This is a genomic window from Lunatibacter salilacus (assembly GCF_009797935.1).
Lineage (GTDB): Bacteria > Bacteroidota > Bacteroidia > Cytophagales > Cyclobacteriaceae > Lunatibacter > Lunatibacter salilacus.
In genome coordinates this window covers 1-20,888 of sequence record NZ_VOLC01000004.1, presented here as the reverse complement: position 1 = coordinate 20,888, position 20,888 = coordinate 1, and the positions used below count along the sequence as shown (strand labels likewise).

Here is a 20,888-nt window from a genome sequence, read left to right as displayed (position 1 = left end):
CTAGATTTACAGAAGTTTTTGAAAGATATGGATTAGCCGCTATATTTAACCCGAAATATGCATTAAAATTTCTACTGCGTACTTAAAACGCTTCAAAATCAGCCGCTTCACTTCGCTTTTCGAGTTCACCGTAGGAACTACTACGCTTCACTCTCCAAAGTGACTGATTTTATTGCGTTTTAACCCCTTCCCGACGTAGTCGGGACAGGCTGCTACGTACCCTAACGCATAATTCGGGTTTAAAATTTTTGTGTCCAAAAAAACAATGAAGCAACATATAGCCTTAGCAATTTCCCGCCTAGCACACCCTCTTTTATTGATTTCCCTTTTTATAATCTACAGCACCTATACCATCCAAGATCCACGAACTGCCGCTTGGACATCCTTCGCTATCCTGGGAATTGCCGTCATTCCACTGATTGGCTGGAATATCTGGAAAACACACAAAGGTGAGTACTCCAATTTTGATGTTTCCATCCGGGAGCAGCGTTTTTCGATGTTTGGTATCATTTTTTCCCTTTCATTAATCCTTATCGGGTTTTTATATTTCAGCGGTCAGCCTTCCGTCCTGATTATTGGCTGTCTTTTGCTTATCGAAGCAATGTTACTTATATTCATATTGAACTTTTGGATCAAGGCATCCCTGCATATGACCATATCCACTTTTATATGTTGTGGATTATTGCCATTAAACGCTACCCTTGCTGCCATCTTAGGCATCATTGTCCCGTTCATCGGCTGGGCACGGATTACACAAAAGCGCCACAGCTGGGAGGAAGTATTAGCCGGCATGGCTACTGGCTTATTTACCGGCATTCAACTGCTTTTTTGGACAGGGTATTTTGACTAGCTTTTTTATTGTCCCTTATAGTCTTCAAAATGCTTGGCAATGCCGGCACCCTGATGGTCTCCAGCATGTACAAGCACCCTATACCTCAGCGTCACTTTTTCTCCTTTTTCCAAGACAGTTTCCTTATCGTCCTCCGGCCAATACATGGGTGTGGGGGAAAAGAATCCATAGTCCCTGGTAAACCAAGGCGATGGATACCAGTCATTGGATGGATGCTGTATAATGGCCATTCCCTCTATCCCGCTCCCTCGTGGACCATAAAAATCTATCCAAGGAGAAGGTTTGCCGAAAGTATCCTTTTCACCCCTATCCCCCTCGGCATTTATCATCGTACCACCATTAACCACAGACAAGTCCGGGTCCATCCTTCCACTAAAGAGGGAATGGTTCGTTTTTTTAATCGTCACATTTTCCAGCATTTCCATGGTGACGTCAAAATCAATCTGGAAAATATCCTTGGATGAACTTGTCACAGTAATTTTACGGATATCCTTGATTGGGGCTTTAGCACCCGGGCGTGTCCAGATATTTTCATTGTGAATCACCACAGTAAATTCATCTACCTGTTCGATTTCCGCCCGCAAGGACACAATCTGTCCCCGGTCCAAGCCTTCCTGCCAATAATTACCGCCATTAACCATATCACATCCAAAAAACAGGGAGCTGTGATGCGGGTAGGTGCCATTTCTCATTGACGATACCGACGCTCCGGAGGGCCCGTTTACGGGATAAAAAAACGGATACTTTTCGTTCGAGTCGAAACGGTAACTGGTAAAAAAAAGATTGCCGATATGGATGTCAATTCTGGATCCGATTTTTTCCGCCCGGATTTTCTGCTGAGCAAAGCTTGATTCACATTGCATTCCTGCCAAACCTATAAGGAGTGCAAGGGATATCATGGTTTTTTTCATGGGTTGATTAGTTGATTAGAATTTTTCAAAAATAGGGATTATGTCTGGGGAAAAAAACTGCTTCCACAAGGGGTGAAGCGATTATCCATTTAATCCGTTTATACCTAAACCCGTTCCGGAAAATTTCGATATAACGAATAATATTTGGTGTTAATTTAAACCCGGATTTTAAAAATAATCAGAAGCTAGAACATAACCGGGTAAAATTTAAGCCAAAAAAAAAGGAATCTTTGTTAAGATTCCTTTAGGTTGGGTTTATTCGAACTGACTAACAGCTATTAATATTTTGAAAATAACGAAATTGTTCTTCATTTCGAATTCCATTATCTGTTAAACATACTAAAAATATTGCACCTACCAAAAAAACCATGGATTTATTTTTTCAACGGTAACGGATTAGGTATTCATTTATTTTCAAAAATAGCGTATCGAATAGCTCGAAAAGTATAAGTGATGATTGAGGACAGGTGAATATCCCCAAGTTTTGGTTTGTTTTCAGGTATGTCGGCATCGGGCATAAAAAATACCCTATCTCCATTCCTTTTGAAGAACTAGGGTATTCAAATTGTGTTTAAAAACTCTAGATGTCTTAAACAAACTTAACGTTAATCCTTCAGTCCTACAGGAAGGACATTTACAGTCAATGAGTCCAGTACTTGTACCTCAAACCCCAAATTAACCTCAAGTTGTCTCATTTTTTCTTCCAATTTTTTCGCACCTTCCGCCGTTACCCCACTTTCCCAAGCGTATAATCGTCGAAGATTTCGCAAATCTGCAAGCTTTTCGATCCCCTCATTACCGACTTTGGATCCGTAGATGTTCAAAAATTCAAGGTAATTCAACCCTTGTAGATGTGACATAGCCTCATCGGTTATAGCTGTCTTTTCTAGTCTAAGCCGGGTTAGGTTTTTAAAATTGGATATCGGAGCCAATGTCGCATCGGTAATCGGAGTCTCTTTCAAGTCCAGCCAAGTCACTTGATCCGGAAAGGCAATTGAGAGTTCTGACAAGAGATCCGCCACAGGAAGGTTTTTGTCAATAGTCACCTGAAGCCAGTTGGAATTGTTGGAAAGTGCCTTGATCATGACTCCTTTGGATTTAAAATCGTTTAATTTTTCCCCATCAGGGGGAGAGGTATCATCTGCAAGCAGAATCTCTACCTCTGTTTTGTTGGCATTGGGATCCACCAAGGTTTGTAAGATGGCGTCAATATCAGCAGCTATGGCTACTTCCTGCACTTTCTTGTCAAAGGGAGCACCCTCCCCTATCCACCATTCCAGCAAGGCGATCTGCTCGGGTGTCAACTGGGTCTTGCCTTTGGGAGGCATGTGTTCCTCATCCACGTCAGGAAGGTGAACCCGCTGAATCATCATACTTTTTGTCGGGTCTCCGGGAACAAAAACATCACCATTTTCACCCCCTTTTTTCAAAGCCTCCACCGTATGCATTTGCAGCTCCCCTTTCTTTTTACTCGCATTATGGCAAGAGTTACACCTCATTTCTAAGATGGGATGAATGATATCCGAAAAAACCTCCGCTTCATTCAAATTGGTAATCAGTTTAGGCCCTTCCTGCACGGGTAAGCCTACCAACTTCCGAAGTCCGTTCGGCATATTTTGGGTTAGGTAAGTGGTACCGTGGGTTAAGGAACCCCCATAATGGCCCGCTCCTCCAAGAAGGACCATCATAAGTGCCAATGAACCTACATATGCTTTTTTAAGTGTAGCTGTTTGCTTTTTTTCCTTCTGCACATATAAAATCCACGCTCCGAACGAAAAAACGACCAACGCTATCCCCAGCCATTTGTGAATGGACAGCAAATCCTCCGAATAGCCTCCGTCCTGTGCCAACATCAATCCCAATATGGCAGCTACCAATGCAGACAGCGCACCGAGTAAAAGCGTGAAACCCACCGCAGGCTTGAGAGCGGCGTACTTTTCCGTTCTGGAAGCCAGCTCCAGCAAAACCGCCAGTACCAAAAATCCAATTGGCAAGTGTAAAAACAGCGGGTGAAACCTGCCTAAGAATACTATAAAATCTCCCGATTGCTCCATGTTATACTCAAGTGTATTTATGCTATAATTTTATGAACTACTTTTCCCGCCACATCTGTCAGCCTAAAATCCCTACCTTGGGCAAAGTAAGTGAATTTTTCATGATCCATACCCAGCAGATGCATGATGGTCGCCTGCAGGTCATGGACGTGAACTTTATCTTTGATTCCATAATACCCGATTTCATCTGTCTCCCCGTGGGTGTAGCCGCCTTTCACACCACCCCCAGCCATCCAGATGGGGAAAGCTTCGGTGTGGTGATCCCTTCCTTTAAAGGGCCAAACTTTACCTCCCCGGTTTTCCTGCATGGGAGTACGGCCAAATTCTCCCCCCCAAACGACAAGGGTTTCATCCAGCAGGCCTCGTTGTTTTAGATCTTTAATCAGTGCGGTCATAGGTCGGTCAACTTGGCTGCATTTGTTTTTCAGTCCGCCTTCTATTGAATCTCCCTCACTCACCCCGTGGGTGTCCCATCCCCAATCAAATAACTGAACAAAGCGAACACCCTGTTCGACCAGCCTCCTAGCCAAAAGGCAGTTATTGGCAAAGGACGTTTTGCCGGGCTCCGTCCCGTACATATCATGTATATAGGCCGGTTCATCTTTTATATCCATTACCTCTGGAACGGAGGTCTGCATACGGAAGGACATTTCATATTGGGAAATACGGGTCAAAATCTCCGGATCTCCCATTTCCTGGTATTCCTTATCGTTGATTTTATTGATGGCGTCTATGGTATTTCTGCGTAAGTCCCGGCTCATTCCTTCCGGATTGGAAACAAACAGAACCGGGTCACCCTCTGACCTGCACTGCACGCCCTGGTACACCGAGGGCAAAAACCCACTTCCCCATACTGATTTACCGGCGTCGGGGGTATTCCCTCCTGATACCAGTACCATAAATCCCGGTAAGTTTTCATTATCAGAACCCAAACCATAGGTCACCCAGGATCCCATGCTGGGCCTTCCCAATCGGGGGCCTCCCGTTTGCAATAGCAATTGGGCAGGGGCGTGGTTGAATTCGTCGGTATGCATGGTGCGGATCAGGGACACGTCGTCCGCAATGGTGGAAAAGTGGGGTAACCAGTCTGAAATCATCATCCCGGATTCACCACGAGGCTTAAATTCCGCTTGAGGACCCAGCATTTTGGGTACTCCTTGAATAAAGGCAAATTTTTTCCCTTCCAACAAAGAAGGCGGACAATCTTTTCCATCCAACTTGCCCAACTCGGGCTTGTAGTCAAACAGCTCCAACTGAGAAGGTGCGCCGGCCATATGAAGGTAAATTATTCGCTTGGCCGTAGGTGCAAAATGCGGCATTTTGGCAGCGAGACTTTCCATCACTGCCGAAGCCTGTTCTTCTTGAGTGCTTGAGGCACCGCAACCAATCAACGACCCCAAGGCAATGGAACCCAAACCCTGGGCACATTGCTTCAGAAAATGTCTCCGCGTCTCGCGTTGAAGTGTTCTATATTGTAATTCCTGTTGTAAATTCATGGCATGTTATGATTTCATCACAAATTCATCCAAATTCATGATCACGTTAGCCATCACGGTCATGACGGCCAATTCTTTGTCCTCTTCTCCGGTAAACTGACAGATCGCACCCGGGTCATTGTCAAAATAGACCTGCGTTTGCCTGTATAGTTCAATAAGATCCTGCAGCTTTTCGTGATCCAACCCTCTTGCCATCGCAAATCCATACATGATCGCAATTAACTTTTCAGGATTGGCTTCCGGTGAGCTCTCCAGCGTCCTCCGTGCCAAGCCTTGGGCAGTCTCCAAATAAACCGGATCATTTAGGGATACCAAGGCTTGAAGTGGCGTGTTCGTATCTATTCTACGGGGAAGACACACTTCTCGGCTAGGTGCATCAAAGGAAATAAATGAAGGATAGGGACTTGTTCTACGCCAAAAGGTGTACAAAGCCCTGCGGTATTTGTCTTCTCCGCTACTTGTCTCCCATTTATTTCCCCCACTGTACACTACCTGCCAAATCCCCTCAGGCTGCTCGGGCATCACACTTGGTCCAAACATCTTTGGACTAAGTAATCCGCTGACAGCCAATGCCTGATCCCGAACCTGCTCAGCGGTCAATCGGAGCCTAGGGCCCCGCGCCAATAATTGATTCCGGGGATCTACCTGCTCCAAGTCCTCCCTCATATGGGAAGATTGCTGATAGGTAGCCGACATGACCAACTGCTTAAGTAATTTTTTGATGTCCCACTGATGTTCGTGGACAAACTGCAAAGCCAGCCAATCCAACAATTCCGGATGGGTGGGGGCAAAACCTTGAGATCCAAAATCCTCAATGGTCTCAACGATACCCAACCCGAAAAGCTGTTCCCAAAACCGGTTTACAGTCACCCGGGCCGTCAAAGGGTTGTCCGGATCTGTCAGCCATTGAGCCAGGCCCAATCTGTTTTTTTCCATAGTTGGCGTGAGGGCATTCCATTTCGCCGGAACGCCGGGTTCTACCTGCTCCCCATGAGACATCCAGCTGCCTTTTTCGAATACGTTGGTTTTTCTTCGGTACCCATCTTTCAGCTCCAGCATAATGGGAGTGGTGACTTTTTCGTTCGTACTGTTGAAAATTTCATGGAAATCTCTAGCTATTTCTTCAAAGCCACTTTCTTCTTCTCCCGGTAGAGCATGGTGAAACAAAACCCATTCTATGGTACATTCCGTCTTTAATCCCGTATTTCCTTCCAAAACCAAGTAAATATCCCGCTTTCCTGAAATTGGTTTTACCGGAAAGGATACCGTTTCATTGATGGTATATATTTTATCCTTTTTCACTTCCTTATTGTATTCAGTTTTTGTTTTTCTGTTGACTGGAATGGAGCCTATTAATTCGCCCTCTTTGTTATCTAGCCGTATTTGAAGGGTCCCCACTGAGGTATCGGCCCTGTAGCGAAGCATTATTCTGTCCTCACTCATCAGTGGCACCTCTTTGGTAAATGAGTAAACACTGTCCGTGACTTTGAAGGTGGCCGTACCGCGAATGGGAATATCTTTTTCCATTTGTTCAAAGTAATGGGGATGTAGCTTCGGTTCTGTGATACGGATCAGTTTTTCAAAATAAACCGAATCCTTCTTACCCGGATGTGTTGCTGCCCAATTTTTGACCCGGCTCAATTTCTGTAAGTCTTCCTCTTCCTTAAACTGAACCAAGGTCGGGGATTCGCTGGGTATATCCGCATCGGCACTTTGGTTAAAGAAGGCCATGGATTGGTAAAAATTTTCATGCCTAATAGGGTCATAAGGGTGACTATGACACTGGACACACTCCATCGTAGTACCCTGCAATACAGACCAAGTAGTGTTTACCCGATCGATCAGCGCAACAGTTCTGTATTCCTCATTGTCTGTTCCCCCCTCATCATTGTTCATGGTATTGCGGTGAAAGGCAGTGGCGATGAGCTGTTCATCAGTAGGATTGGGAAGCAGGTCCCCAGCCAGCTGCAAGGTGATAAATTGGTCGAAAGGAACGTTATCATTGAAAGCCTTGATTAGCCAGTCCCGGTATTTCCAGATACTTCTGGGTCGATCGGCTTCATAACCTTTTGAATCAGCATACCGGGCCATATCCATCCACATAGCTGCCCATCGTTCCCCAAAAGCGGGAGAAGCCAGCAGGCGGTCAACTACCTTTTCGAAAGCCGAGTCGGATTCGTCCCCTATAAATGCTTCCATTTCCTCCAGCGTGGGTGGAAGTCCGGTCAGGTCAAGACTCACGCGTCGGAGCAGGGTATATCTATCTGACTTTGGATTTGGAAGCAGCTTTTCCTTATTGAGCTTGGAGAGAATGAATTTGTCTATGTCATTCTGAATCCATGGATCGGAAATATTCGGGATTTGTTGGGGTTCTGGCGGGATGTATGCCCAATGATCCTTCCATCTTGCACCCTGATTGATCCATTTGGTTAAAAGGGCAATCTCCTCGTTCTCCAACGGTTCACCCTCCAAGGGCATTCTATATTCTGGATCACGGTGGTTTATTCGTTTGATCAGTTCACTTTTTCGGATACTTCCCGGTACGATTGCCCGTTCGCCGGACTCATTGACCGCCAACGCCTCCTCTTCAAAAAGCAGGCTGAAACCGCCTGACTTTTTTACCCCGCCATGACAGGCTATGCATTTTTTATTGATGATGGGGCGAATATCCCGGTTGAAATCCACTTCCTGTCCCAAAATAGCAGCGGGAACATACCTGTGTTTGTTCTCTAAGGATATTGCATTGATACCCCATACCACAAACCAAATTGAAAGGAATGCGGCGAGGAGGTATTTCCATTTAGCGTATATGGAATTCATGGGCAAATGGGGGAATAGGGCTATTTTGTTTTAAGGCAGGCTGTTATCAGCAAACCAAAGTAAACAAATAATAAACGCATTTCAAAAAGAGAAATTTTAAATTAAAACCGCTCCCCATATAAGCTTATACATAAGTAAACCCAAATGGGGATAAGCGGAAAAAATCACTGATAACTGCGAATATTAGGAGCTGGCGAAATGTCGGGATAAAATTCCATGCAACATTTCTTCAGTAAGTGGTTTGGGTAAAAACCCTGTAATTCTGTTGGACCCAACTGCTCTTTTCAAATTATTTACATTCATTGAAGTGGTGAGAATGAAAATAAGTGGAAAGGAGTCATCACCAATCTTCTTGTCGGCCAATCGTTCCACAAAATCCCACCCACACATTAAAGGCATATTAAGGTCCAGAAAAATCACATCGGGTTGCTCACAGGCTTCCCTATCAGGTTTTTCCAGCAGACTAAGTGCCTTACTTGCTGTATCGGACACAATAATATTGCTTGCAAACCCGGCTTCCTCCAAGATTTCCCGATGCAAATAGTTGACTGCCTCATCATCATCAACCAACATCACACAATTCAACTTCTTATCCATATTAAAATTAAAATTAATATTTAAAATAAAGATGAAACCCTACTGGGCTATCCACTCTTCGACTTGCAAAGGAAATCGTTTTATTCAGAAATTCCTTAAAATGTCTGGTTCTTGTTGGTAATTTGCAAATTCTAGGCCAAAATATTGCTGTTAAATTACGGATTAAAAAAAATAAATACTATAATGGTTTCAATGTATTAATATTCAGGGTTTTTTGGTATTATATTTTGATGGGTTATTAGTTGTTCTTTGACGGTAGTTCTTGAATTGATATTTATTGATACTGGATATTTGTGGATATTATTGGAGGGAAATATGGTGGAAATATTGTTGAAATATGGCCTATGGCCTAAATATGAAAAATGATATTTGTTGATATTAGATACTGGTGTATATTTTTGAAGGGAAATATAGTTGAAATGTGGTGGAATTCTATTGGTTTGATGCTGGGGGCATGTTATAGCTTAAAACGTATGGGTACACGCATCAATACGCGGCATTTTTCAACATCTTCGCTTGCGGGTCTCCAGAGATAGGGATATTCGTACAGGACCCTTAATGCCTCTAGGGCAAGTGGGGATGCGGTTCGGGATTGGTTACTTCCAGATTCTCCATTTTTCCCTCGGGGGAAACTTCAAAAATAAAATAAACGGTTTCCTCCATGCGCTTTTTTTCAAGCACCATATCCACTCCTGCCAAGTTGTGCAACTGTTTTACGATTTGAAGAAATAAGAAAAAGAATGGAATAGTTGAAATGATGCTTGATGCAACTCAGAATTGTTTTAGTCCGCTAACCACTGAACAGCTTTTTGACTGGCATGCAGCACTCTTCCCGACTGGTCCGGATCAGAGCGGAAAGAAAAGCTTATTACGAAGTACTTAAAAAAACCCAAAAAGGAAATCTAGACATAACTGACTGGTTGAAATGGTTTCTAAGTTGCCTGTTGAACGCACTTAATTCTACCGAAACAATTTTAAACCCTGTTTTGCTTATGGCTGAATTTTGGAATAAACATTCAAAAACGGGCTAGAATGAAAGGCAGAAGAAGTTGTTAAATAAAATTCTTGACGGATTTGAAGGAAAGTTAACATCTTCCAAAGGGGCAAAAATCGCGAAATGCTCAAAAGATGCCGCAATTAGAGATATTAACGATTTAATAAATTAAGTGATTCTAAAGAAAGAAGACGCTAGGGGCCAAAGTACTAATTACGAATTGAAGGGTAATTTGCCTTACATCCATTTTTTTAGCGGTCCGTTGACTATCTTCTTTCTTAACCCATCCATTACCTCACTACAGTCCGTGGAATAGCGGCAGGCAATCTGCTTAGCATCTCATTGTTCAATAGCTGCGTGCTGTTGGTAAAACTGGACACGTTAATCACGTTGTTATTTTGCCTTCCTATGAGTACCACCTCATCGCCAAGCTCAGCTTCTTTTATATGGGTAATATCCACCATAAACAAATTCATATTGATAAGGCCAACGATCGGAGCCTTTTTACCATGGATTAATACAAATCCTCTATTGGACAGAGCCCTTGGATAGCCGTTGGAATAGCCCAAGGGCATCACAGCAATGGTCATCTTGTGTGTTGCCTGAAACGATGTACCATAGCCGATGAACTCTCCCTGTTCCACATCCCGGATGTCCATAATGTCCGTTTTCCAGGTAAAAATCCGCTTAAGGGAATTATCCGATTTTTTGTTGGTTTCGTGCAGGTGCGCAAAATATATATCCGGGCTGGGCCAAAATCCATATTGCGCTACTCCAATCCGAACCATGTCGTACACCGTATCCTCCATGGCCAACGCAGCGGCGGAGCAAGCAATATGTCGGATATTAGGCAGTATTTTCTTCTCCCTACATTGCTTGAGAAATGCCTTGTACCGCTTATGTTGCATGTCAATTTTAAACTGATTGGCAATGGATTCCGCACCGCCAAAGTGGGTACAAAGACCCTCAAAGACAATATGCTCCTCATGCTTTTTCAGAAAAGTGAGCACTTTGAGAAAATCCTTCTGGGGCAATCCAGTCCTATTGGCTCCCGTTTCTACTTCAATATGGACTTTGGCCGCTTTCCCCACTTTTTTAGCGGCCGCCAAGGTCTTCGGCAGCCGCTCAATATTGTAAACAAAAAACTCAATATCGTTCTCGATCGCCCAGGGAATGTCTTCTTCGTAGATAATGCCCATAATCATAATACGGCTTGAAGGAGAGCATACGCTCATCACCTCTTCAGCCTCAAAGCTGGAGGCAACCGAAAAATGGTTAACACCGCATTTTTCGGCCATTGGCACAAAGGTTCGAATACCGTGACCATAGGCATTGGCCTTCACTACTGAAGAAACGATCGCATGTTCACCAATTTTTTTTCTGATAAAGTTTATATTGTTTTTGTATGCGGATTGTTTCAATTCAATCCTCGAGGAATGTTTTACCATATTTTTTTTGTTTCTAGCCAAGTGTAAGCACGCCCCCAACTTTCCTTAGCCAACGTTCTGATTTTTTGAATCTCTATTTCAGGAACATTTTCCATTTTATCTGCCGCTTCCAAATTGTTGTAATGAAAAGCATAAATCCTTGCAGCAAATTCATGCAAGGGTAGGGATGATTCCCCGTATATCTCTCCATTTCCGTGGACGGAGGGTTTGATTTTTTGACCCCAATCTTGGCGGCCTTCATTGTTGGGGTTAAGAAAATAAGCCCTGTAGACTCCTTTATAATCTAAATCAACCCGCAGCAAAGAAACAGCATGGAAACCTAACATATCTCCTTTCGCACTTGTGATAAAGATCCCCACAGGATTTGGGTAGATCAACCTATGTCCACCATTATAAGCTGGATGACACATGGCATAAAACACCCTTACAAATCCGTCATAGTCAATGATGGCATTGTACAGGTAATCATACGCCGATGCAAAACCAATTTGAATCCATTGTCCGTAGAGTGCCGGATTTACCCACTTGTGGGGATCCTCTCCTCGCCCGGCTGCTTTTACCATCATCTCATTGTAAACCTTATCCAGCATAGGCACCAAAGTCACCGACACCGCATCCAAATTATGGTCTAGTTTCTGAACCAAGCCCAAACCTACTTGGGATGATTTTATTTCCTGGGCTTCAAATCGAAAGGAAAGATCATTATAAGTGGCTGCCGTTTGCACCATATCGATAAGTTTGGCAGGGGCATGTTGACTCCACATACTAATACCGCGGGCACTTTGACAGGTTGGATTATTACCTTGTCCTACACCAAGTGGCTGTCCCAATACCCTAAACAACGCTCCCATCAGATACTGTAATGCAGTTAAATTTTCATGTGGAGTTTTGGTAGATTTCAATATCCGAGCCTCCACCTCAGGGTGAATCTCGAGAGTGAGCATATTGGCCAATCCCGAACGGACAGCCTCTCTGGAAAAAATACCCGATTCAAGCATTTTGGCCAGCCCATATATACATTGAGCATTAAATGGATGAATGGTTTTCAGAATTAAATTGGAGATGAATTCACTGAATTCGTTCCATCTTGCTTTGCCTGCATCAGTCAAGCCCAAACACTCTGGTATCAATTCATTATGCCCATTCTCAATAAGAAAAATCAGCAGTACGGAATGATATTGACTTACCAATCCAAAACTTAGCATGGCTTTGCTCATGTCCATGGCTTCCTCCCGCAACTTGTCTTCTGACAACTCAGTCAATGTGGCACCATATTCTTGATAATCCTTATTGACGGTATGTATGGTTGGTCTGTAAATACATCTTTGAAACCTCAGAAGCCGAGCGTCCAGATCATTTTTAGGGTTTAGATCTATTTTTTCCTTTACCAGGGCTATTATCTTTCGCTGTTTTTCAGTGACTACTGGTCTCTGCTCACAGATCAATGTCAGCTCTTCCACGAGCTTTTCTTTGACATTGTCCAGTTTGGTTTTTTCCGCAATGAACTTAAATAGGGTGTGAACTTTCTTCAGTTCATGCTCACTCATCACCAGCCTAGTCTCCTCCAATGGCTCATTAAAAACAAACTCCAAATTGGCCACGATGACTTCTTGTATGAAATTTTCAGCATCGGAAGGGGTTATGCCTTTCATCTCCAAGTCCCCTTTTGCAATAGCCAATAAACGCAATTCGCTCAGGATCTCGATGGTAGAATTTGGGTGGCCACTTTTAAGTGTCCCATTTACCAAGCCTGCCACCAGTTTGGAGGGATCAGCCCAAGGGGACCCTTCAAATATGCCTGCGTTAGATAGATTTTCTATATTTTGGTAAATAAAATCAAGCCCTTCTGTGGTGTCTATGAGTAAATCAATCTGACCCATCATTGTACGTGCCTTCTCGGGTCTAGTTAGTACTGTTGCCAGGTTGAACTCCTTGAAATGTTCTTCGAATTTCTGATATGTATTGTCTGTAAGCACTTGATTATGCATAAAAAGCATTTTTTAATGACATTGATTGATATTGGATATTGGTTGATATTGGGTTTAATGGATAATGATCGATACCTGCCTGTTGTAAGCGGGTTGGATATTGATTGATATTTGTTCTGAATCTAGCAGGAAAGCTAGTCTTAATATTTATTGTATTAATCGGAGTAATAAAAATGATGAAACACAACCCCTAATGTAAGAGGTTGTATTTATACATTTGATAAAATCATTTTTCTAATGATAGAAATCTACGTTTTCGTAATGTAAGAGTAGCTCAGTCATTCTGTCCGGATCTTCGCCTTTGAAATTCACTGTACCAAAGTGGTTACCAAAACCTTCGCGGCTGTTGATCTTTTGATTGGTATAGGGAGGAATCAAATTATGATCGAGAAAATAAGGTTCTTCTTTCAATTCTTCCGGAATCTCAAGTTTATTGATCACATCCTTATGCGGATAGATCATCACGTTGCCGTAAAACTGCTTCGGTCGGGCATCCAATGGTGGCAGGATTTCCTTCAGCTCTTCCTCAGACAAGCTTGGGTCGTGACATAAAACAAAAGCACCTAAAGCGTCAAAATCATAGGCCTTGGCTGCCAGTTCCAGTATATGACCACCGGGAATTCTACAGGCAACTTCTCCAAAGCTCAGTTCGTCATTTTCGGTAAGGAACCACTCCGGATGAATCATCCCGTATTGAATTCCGAATAAATCAACCAGCTTTTGCATTTCCTTCATGATTTTATCCCGCTTGGAATGCAACAGATGGCCTTCGGGAATAAAGTTAGAATATCCCAATTTTACATATTCTGTGATATTTAGAAAGCGGATTTTTCCACCGTGAATGAATGCCTCACATGAAAATTCTGTACCGGGTAAATGGCTTTCCGCAAGACAAGGGAAGTCACTATCCTGACATTTGTCTTCAATATCCTGCATTGACCTCAACAGACGGTGCCCAACGGTTCCTGCCGATGCAAATGGTTTAATATGTACCCAACTATCCTGCTCTCCATCTAATTGAAGGTTAGCCTGATTAAGCCTTTTCATAAAATTCCTTACACCTTCTTTGTTGTGAACTTCCTCAAAAAGACCAACCCGTAAGCCGCCTATCAAAGCTTTTCTTTTCATCATCGCTTTATTACGAAACAAAAATGCCCGATTAAGTACTCTTGGATCATCCCGGTAGATCGAGTTGAGCGCACCGGCCCATTCTACCGTTTCTTCAAAAAGTGGAACAGCTACGTCAGCATTAAATGGCTTTAGCTTTTCATACAAATCCAGGGAATTCGAGGTATCACTCCACTCGTTAAATTGGTAGCTTACGAAAGGTATGTTATGTTCTTTTGCATATCCCTCAAAGTCGGGAAAAGAAACTACTACATAAGGTTTGTTGAGTTTTTGCATACTCTCGATAACGGGCAAACTCCAACCCATTAGTGCAAAACAATTTGCCATAATTATATTTATTTTTAATAATTAATATTCAATTTCTAATTAATGCAACAAATTTCCGACCAATAACCTGTTTTTGACATATTATTTTTAAATTTATTTATATATCAAAAGTTAATAAGCAAAAAATCCTAAACACCAACAAAATGAAGAATTTCATATCTCCCTAAGGTTATCAGGAGTATCCTATTCAGGTCAACCTCAAGATATTGCTCACAAAAAGAAAAGGTAACAACTCTAATCGAATAAATTATGTGATTTTCGATCTTCATGATCGCACCAACCTGCCGTCGAAATTAGTTTACAAAATCCAAACCCTGCCGAATACCTTTTTCAATCGCAGGTACACCCCTATCCATCCAAAATGGCATAGGAGCATCCTTAAGATAATGATCAAAAAACTGCCGCATCCTCGTCTGAAAATCAATCCGGTTTTGCCGCTTGACGGGCCAGTGGGGTTCCCCATTGTAATTTAGCATCCAGCAGGCTTTGTCCAATCTCCGCATGGCCAAGTACATCTCTATCCCCTGATACCAGGGAACATGACCATCCGAATCATTGTGCATCAGCAACAACGGGGTCTCTATCTTATCGGCATAAAACAAAGGGGAGTTTTCAATATACAACGATCGGTTATCCCAAAGGGAGGCTCCGAGCCGTGTCTGTGTTTTCTCGTATTGAAATGTCCGGGCAAGTCCAGTCTCCCAGCGGATTTCCCCGTAGGCACTGGTCATATTGGCGACAATCGCGCCGGCTTCAGCAGCCTTAAACATATTGGTCCGTGTGAGAATATATGCGGTCTGATATCCGCTCCAACTATGGCCCTGAATACCTACATTTTCTTCATCTACAAATCCTTGCTCTATAAGCGAAGTGACCCCAGGCATAATGGCGTTGTAGGCACTTTCACCGGGATACCCCTCACGATAAACGATATCAGGAATAAAAATTAGGTAATCATTACTCACATACATCGTCCGGTGGACCAGAGAACGGATAGGTTCGGGTTTGTGGTGGTAGTGAAGGGTATTTGAGAATTTTTCATAATATACCACAATCATGGGATACTTTCTGTTGGGATCAAAATTTTCCGGCTTGTATAGGATCCCCTCCAGCAGAATATTATCCAGCGATCTCCAACTCACCAGTTCCGCCGTACCCCAAAGGTATTGATCCTGTTGTGGGTTGGCATTGCTGATTTTTCTTGGGGATTTAAAAGATAGGCCAGTAAGATATATATCCGAAAAATCCTGGAAGCTTTCTCTAGTGAAGATTACACGATCATTTTCTCTTGCCTTTTCCAATCCCGCAAAATGGTGAGGACTTTGAATAAGCGACTTCATGCTCTTTGAATTTGGATCAAACTGCGTATAACCTGCTTCTTTGGTCGTTTCGTCAAAGGTAGGTAGAATCCATGCATTGTTTATATCGATGGCCTTTTCTTCGGGATCCAACGACTGATATCGGTATACCTTATTATCTGCTCTGCCCGTTTTGGTTAGGTTTTCTGGATCTATTTTGCCCTTAGGGTCAAAGGCCCATATATCGTATCTGTCATAGAGCAACAATTGCTTATCATTTTCAGTCCATCCCGCCAGTCCATAAGAGGAGGCATAATCCGGGAGATCGTTTTCCTCATCTACCCATGAAATGGACTTTGGGGTGTTGAGGCGAAGTGTCCTTCCGGTGGCCACCTCGTGCGTGTACCATGCGGTATCCGGACTGTTAAACCAGTAGACGAAATCTCCTCCCGGTGAGATTCCTGAGCGACCTTTTATTTCTTTTGCAATCGGGTTCCGCTCCCCGGTCTCCAAATCTATAATATGCAGGTCTTCAAAAGAGCTAATATCCCAGGTTCTCAAAATACGGTATGAACGGTCATCTTTGCCAAGGGCAAACGTTCCATTTCCCTCAGCCGCAGGTTCAGCATCTGAAATTTCAGATGAGGCCAATTGAACAAAACTCTGATTATTGAGGTGGATCACTGCCAGATAACTTCTTTTTTGATCGCTTTCCAGTCTTCGGTTCTGCTCAGGATAAATATAATCATCCTGCCAATGCCAGACTTCAACTTGAACTACTTCTTCGGGCAATAAAGTGGTATCTTGAACTATGGGTTCCGGCCTAGTGCCCAGAAAAAGCTTTTCGCTGTCCTTTGAAAAATAAGGAGCAAAGTCCGGGGAAAGCAGCCAGCCTTCTGGAATACCTTTGGATTCCTCAACAAAAAAACGATCGGCTGAGGGCTCTCCATCCTTCCACAAAAACAGTTTTGGGGCAGGAATCAATGCCTCTAACGTATCCAAATCGGCGATAAATGATAACTTGTCTCCCGATTCAGCAATGGCCCATTGCTGAACCTTGTTCTTTGGATGAAGTTTCAAAAGAGAAACAAGCTCCTTCTTTACTAGATCATACCAATAAACCCCAGCATCAAATGCCTGTTCGTCGCCTGTGCTGTGGAACAACAAACCCACCCCCCCTTCGGCAAACTGGTATTTGATTACAAAAGGAAAATCTCTTTCCTCACCCGATTCCAGATTTCTAATATGTAAGTGGAAACCGTTTTCTTCCGAAGCTTTTTTCTCCTTCTTATTTTCGGTGACAGCACTTGTATCCTTTTCTGCTTCACTACTTTCTGTATTTGTCTGAAATGCTACCCATCCACCTACTTTTTCTGGGAGCTTATAGGAGAGAACATGGGGGATTTTTTCCAGTTCACCCCTTTGCCAATGATATATTCCAAGAGAATCTTTTGGGAAATCCTCCTTTTTCTTTTTCTCCCGCTGAAGATTTCTTATCAATTCTTTCTCAGGCTTTATCAAAAAGACCTGATACGCACCATCCCAAGTAAATTTGATCGATTCTGCACGGGGCACATGCTTCTCGGCTTGGGTTTTTACGTCTAATAGAATCAGTTCTCCATCCTCATTCTCAGGGTTGAGTGTATAGGCTACTTTGGTACCATCAGGACTAATTTGTTTGTATGTAATGCTCTTCCATTCATCATATACCTCTTCGGTAAGTGGTTTTTTGGGTGTCGGGGAAACCTTTGCCCTTTTCTGAGCCTGCGCTGGAAGGATAAAAATCAATAAAAACGTACCGAACAGTAGCTGCTTTTTCATAAAATGGCGTTAAGAAGGCTCAAGATAAGGGGGAATGCGGGAAAAATAAAAAAGCGGGTTAAATTTGAATCTTAAAATTCAAAACGCAATACTAATGGAAATAATTACCCACGTCAATGACGACATCCACATTGCTGAAATTTCTTCCTCCGAATTGATCATCAAGAATGTGGAAGACGGGTTGGATATGATGGGAAACATGTATTACAACGGGTACGATCGGATAATTATCCATGAAAAAAATATTATACCAACCTTTTTTGACCTAAAAAACGGGATGGCGGGTGAGATCCTTCAAAAATTTTCCACCTATCGGGTTCGGTTAGCCATTGTTGGTGATTTTTATAAATATCCCGGGCAGGCGCTTAAGGATTTTATTTACGAAAGTAATAAGGGCAAGCATGTCAACTTTGTGGCTACGGTTGAGCAGGCAATTGATGTGCTTAGCAGGGGGTGAAAAAATATAGGAATTCTTCAGTACATTGGTTTCCTTGAACATCCAAGTGCCGTTAGGCACGGCCGATATAGTAGCCCCCGGTTTCAACCGGGGGACCAAACACGAAGTGTATTTAAAAAGTCCCATCGGGACGATCGATATCGAGCAATGGTAATATTGGGGTAAGGCATGAAGCTTTCCCGAGGGGCTGGCGTGGCTTTTCTTTCCTATTCTTCCTCTGGTTGTACACCATCAATCAGGCCGGACAGCTTTTCCTCTATTTCCTGTGGCGACGGCAGCAGGTCTTTATATTCTTTCGGAAGTGTTTCCGTGAGGGTATAACTGGCTATGCCTATCGGGCTGTTTGATTGCCTCAGTGCGTATTCAACGATTGTTTTGCTTTTACTCTTACAGATGATTATTCCGATAGACGGGTTTTCATCTTCCTGTTTTACCTTTTCATCCAGAACGGCTAAATAGAAGTTCATTTTCCCCGCAAATTCAGGCTTGAATTTCCCTGCTTTCAGCTCGATTGCCACCAATGATCTTAACTTCCTGTGATATAAAAGCAGGTCAACATAAAAATCTTCATCCCCGGCCTGTAACCTGTACTGGTTGCCGATAAAGGCAAAGCCCCCGCCCATTTCAAGTAAAAATTTGCGGATGTTTTTCATTAAAGCAAGCTCCAGTTCTTATTCATTATGCTGTTCCCCTATTTCCAAAAAATCAAAATTGTATTCGTCCTTTACCGCAAGCTTGGCCTGATGCCTGTATTTTTCCGGAACCGCTTCATCAAAGTTGGTCTGGTTGAGCAAAAACTTTTCGTAAGATTTTCCTTCTATCTGGTGGATTAACACGTTTTTTGACCAACCGTATTTTTTAGTCATACGGATATAAAACTCCCTTTCTGAACCCTCTTTGCATTTGCCCATTATTACAAGGTTGTGGCTCCAACTGATTTCTCCAACCAATGGTTGGAGTTTTGTGTCGTCCTTGTATTCAAGATACATTTGCCTCATGTACCAAAGGTTTTGAGTGGAATAACCCTGCACGCCCGGGAACTCATTTTGTAAATCTCTTGACAGGGTTTCTACTATGGCTTTCCCCCATCCATGCTCCTGCTGTTTCCCAACAATGCTTTTTCCTATTTCCCAGTACAGGGCCAGCAGGGTTTTATTTACCTGTCTCAGTGCCTCATATTGGGACTGGTTTATTTTCTCTTTTATATCGCTGAAAAACGCTTTGTAAAGGTCTTTATCCAAATTCTCCATAGGTGTAAAATTACGGTTTAAATTTACTTTTTCCATGACACCGCAGTTTGTGATATCAGGTCTATTTAATAGGATGGTATTGATTTATAGCCGCCTGAAGGGCTTCCACATTGGCTTGCTTGTATTTTTCCGTGGCGGACGGATATTTGTGCCCTGCAAAAACCTGTACGATGCGCAGATCGTTGCCCCGCTTCAAGAGGTTGGCGATTCTTTGTGTTTTCACCGTAATAAAGGCAGGATATGAGTAATACATTAACGCTCAGAAAAGAAAAAAACTGGTCACAGGGTGACCTCGCCCAGCGGATAGCCGCATCCAGGGAAATTATCGGAAAGTAAGAGCGCAACGAGAACCTGCCCTCCATCGAGATGGTGGCCAAGATGGCCAGGGCTTTTGGGGTTACAGTGGATTACCTAATCGGGGAAGGCGAAAACGCCTCTTACGACAAGGAAACAGTGGACAGGATCAACAACATCCAAAAAATGGACGAGGGCACCAAAAACGTCCTCTTCAACGTCATCGACACCTACATCCAGAATTTTAAGACCAAACAGGCTTTCGCTAAATAACAACGCCCCCAGTTAGCGGGCTTTGTTATTTTATACATTTTGCGGTATTCTATTAATATTTGTTTCGTCAGACAAATCCCAGTACCACCACTTATCAGGACTGTCTTTTTCAACTGCAAACCTTCTCTTATAAGCTATTTTAAACAAATTCAAAAGTAACACAAACGCTTTTGTCAATTCATTTTCAGGCAGAGTTATAAGTTTTTCCAAATTATGATTTGCAACACCTTTTTTGAGTAAAACACAAGGGGTATAAGTAGCTTTCAGACCACTATTAATTATAGCCGGTTCAATGTCTTCTTCTTTCGGTTTTGATTGAAGAATAAGAAACAGAATTTCGTTTAAAAATAACTTCTGAGAACTCATGTCTAAACCTCCAAATAAATATAAGAGTTGCTCTATATTGATAAGCTCCTGTCCGTATTTATTAACCAATATTTCGTGTTCTATTTTCATTATTTAAGGACGAGGGTTTATAATTATATGAGGTTCTGTTACATCAAGAGGTCCTTTAAAAACATCTATATTCCGACGTGTATTATCCAAAACCGAACGAGAACCTGGTAAAGAGTTTTTAATAGTACTCCAATTTTTACTATTAAGCCCTGGTATTACATAATCCCAATCAGAATATGCTCCTGCTGTTCCTTTTGCCCGACTACCTACAACTGTAATGGGTTTGTTGATTCGGGTCGCAGCATTCTCGATTCTAAGCAGTTCACCTTTGGATAAAACATTACCTCCCCCCTTAGCGGCATTCTCTACAGCACCCGATCCAACCGAACTGGACCTCAGAATGGCGGACGAGTTTCGGGCAAAGGTCCTGACTATGCCTGACGCCAAACTTGATTCCAGCCCCCCCATTGGAACCGACATCACCGC

At 42.8% G+C, this 20,888-nt stretch carries 18 protein-coding genes; 3 read left to right on the top strand and 15 right to left on the bottom strand.

What is annotated here, in order from left to right; all coding sequences use genetic code 11:
* The first annotated feature begins 265 nt into the window (after positions 1–265).
* Positions 266–850 (top strand): hypothetical protein, encoded by a 585-nt coding sequence (locus FQ608_RS06795; RefSeq protein ID WP_158857082.1) that lies wholly within the window; start codon positions 266–268, stop codon positions 848–850.
* Positions 851–855: 5 nt separating this feature from the next.
* On the opposite strand, the gene FQ608_RS06790 is transcribed toward FQ608_RS06795, so the two are convergent.
* From FQ608_RS06790 to FQ608_RS06745, 10 genes are all read right to left on the bottom strand, one after another.
* Positions 856–1,761 carry a DUF6807 domain-containing protein gene (locus FQ608_RS06790; RefSeq protein WP_234364101.1) on the bottom strand — a complete coding sequence of 302 codons (906 nt, stop codon included), beginning with the start codon at positions 1,759–1,761 and terminating at the stop codon, positions 856–858.
* 605 nt (positions 1,762–2,366) lie between these two features.
* Complete coding sequence (locus tag FQ608_RS06785) at positions 2,367–3,815, bottom strand: c-type cytochrome domain-containing protein (protein WP_158857081.1); 1,449 nt, start codon at positions 3,813–3,815, stop codon at positions 2,367–2,369.
* A gap of 17 nt (positions 3,816–3,832) precedes the next feature.
* Positions 3,833–5,311: a DUF1501 domain-containing protein gene (locus FQ608_RS06780; protein ID WP_158857080.1), complete on the bottom strand. Its 1,479-nt coding sequence runs from the start codon at positions 5,309–5,311 to the stop codon at positions 3,833–3,835.
* A 6-nt stretch (positions 5,312–5,317) separates the two neighbouring features.
* Positions 5,318–8,131: a DUF1553 domain-containing protein gene (locus FQ608_RS06775; RefSeq protein WP_158857079.1), complete on the bottom strand. Its 2,814-nt coding sequence runs from the start codon at positions 8,129–8,131 to the stop codon at positions 5,318–5,320.
* 183 nt (positions 8,132–8,314) lie between these two features.
* Entirely contained in the window at positions 8,315–8,728 is a 414-nt protein-coding gene (locus FQ608_RS06770; RefSeq protein WP_158857078.1) for a response regulator, read from the bottom strand.
* A 564-nt stretch (positions 8,729–9,292) separates the two neighbouring features.
* Positions 9,293–9,436, bottom strand: coding sequence for a hypothetical protein (locus tag FQ608_RS06765; RefSeq protein WP_158857077.1), 144 nt, complete (start codon positions 9,434–9,436; stop codon positions 9,293–9,295).
* Between the two features lie 576 nt (positions 9,437–10,012).
* Positions 10,013–11,170 (bottom strand): alanine racemase, encoded by a 1,158-nt coding sequence (gene alr / locus FQ608_RS06760; protein ID WP_158857076.1) that lies wholly within the window; start codon positions 11,168–11,170, stop codon positions 10,013–10,015.
* On the bottom strand, positions 11,164–13,158 hold the full coding sequence (locus tag FQ608_RS06755; protein WP_158857075.1) for a hypothetical protein: 1,995 nt from the start codon (positions 13,156–13,158) through the stop codon (positions 11,164–11,166). The genes alr and FQ608_RS06755 overlap by 7 nt, the downstream gene beginning before the upstream one ends.
* Before the next feature lie 234 nt (positions 13,159–13,392).
* Positions 13,393–14,613, bottom strand: a complete 1,221-nt coding sequence (locus FQ608_RS06750; RefSeq protein ID WP_158857074.1) for an ATP-grasp domain-containing protein — start codon at positions 14,611–14,613, stop codon at positions 13,393–13,395.
* Between the two features lie 293 nt (positions 14,614–14,906).
* On the bottom strand, positions 14,907–17,732 hold the full coding sequence (locus FQ608_RS06745) for an alpha/beta hydrolase family protein (RefSeq protein ID WP_158857073.1): 2,826 nt from the start codon (positions 17,730–17,732) through the stop codon (positions 14,907–14,909).
* 94 nt (positions 17,733–17,826) lie between these two features.
* Here FQ608_RS06745 and FQ608_RS06740 point away from each other — a divergent pair, with 94 nt between their 5' ends.
* The gene (locus tag FQ608_RS06740) at positions 17,827–18,189 is read left to right on the top strand and encodes a DUF4180 domain-containing protein (RefSeq protein ID WP_158857072.1); all 363 of its coding nucleotides are present in this window, start codon (positions 17,827–17,829) and stop codon (positions 18,187–18,189) included.
* Between the two features lie 206 nt (positions 18,190–18,395).
* Here the strand turns inward: FQ608_RS06740 and FQ608_RS27215 are convergent, their stop codons facing one another.
* From FQ608_RS27215 to FQ608_RS06730, 3 genes are read right to left on the bottom strand one after another with little or no spacing between them, the layout of a single operon-like run.
* Positions 18,396–18,857 (bottom strand): DUF1016 domain-containing protein, encoded by a 462-nt coding sequence (locus FQ608_RS27215; RefSeq protein WP_262885481.1) that lies wholly within the window; start codon positions 18,855–18,857, stop codon positions 18,396–18,398.
* A gap of 3 nt (positions 18,858–18,860) precedes the next feature.
* The gene (locus tag FQ608_RS27210; protein WP_199856330.1) at positions 18,861–19,475 is read right to left on the bottom strand and encodes a DUF1016 N-terminal domain-containing protein; all 615 of its coding nucleotides are present in this window, start codon (positions 19,473–19,475) and stop codon (positions 18,861–18,863) included.
* Between the two features lie 25 nt (positions 19,476–19,500).
* Positions 19,501–19,662 (bottom strand): hypothetical protein, encoded by a 162-nt coding sequence (locus tag FQ608_RS06730; RefSeq protein WP_158857071.1) that lies wholly within the window; start codon positions 19,660–19,662, stop codon positions 19,501–19,503.
* Between the two features lie 143 nt (positions 19,663–19,805).
* On the opposite strand from FQ608_RS06730, the gene FQ608_RS27205 reads away from it, so the two are divergent.
* A complete protein-coding gene (locus FQ608_RS27205; protein WP_199856329.1) occupies positions 19,806–20,006 on the top strand; it encodes a hypothetical protein in 201 nt (66 codons plus the stop codon).
* A gap of 30 nt (positions 20,007–20,036) precedes the next feature.
* Here the strand turns inward: FQ608_RS27205 and FQ608_RS06720 are convergent, their stop codons facing one another.
* Together FQ608_RS06720 and FQ608_RS06715 are read right to left on the bottom strand one after the other, a co-directional pair.
* Complete coding sequence (locus tag FQ608_RS06720) at positions 20,037–20,462, bottom strand: DUF5958 family protein (protein ID WP_158857070.1); 426 nt, start codon at positions 20,460–20,462, stop codon at positions 20,037–20,039.
* A 3-nt stretch (positions 20,463–20,465) separates the two neighbouring features.
* A partial coding sequence (locus FQ608_RS06715; RefSeq protein ID WP_158857069.1) for a nucleotidyltransferase family protein occupies positions 20,466–20,888 on the bottom strand: 423 nt, incomplete at its 5' end.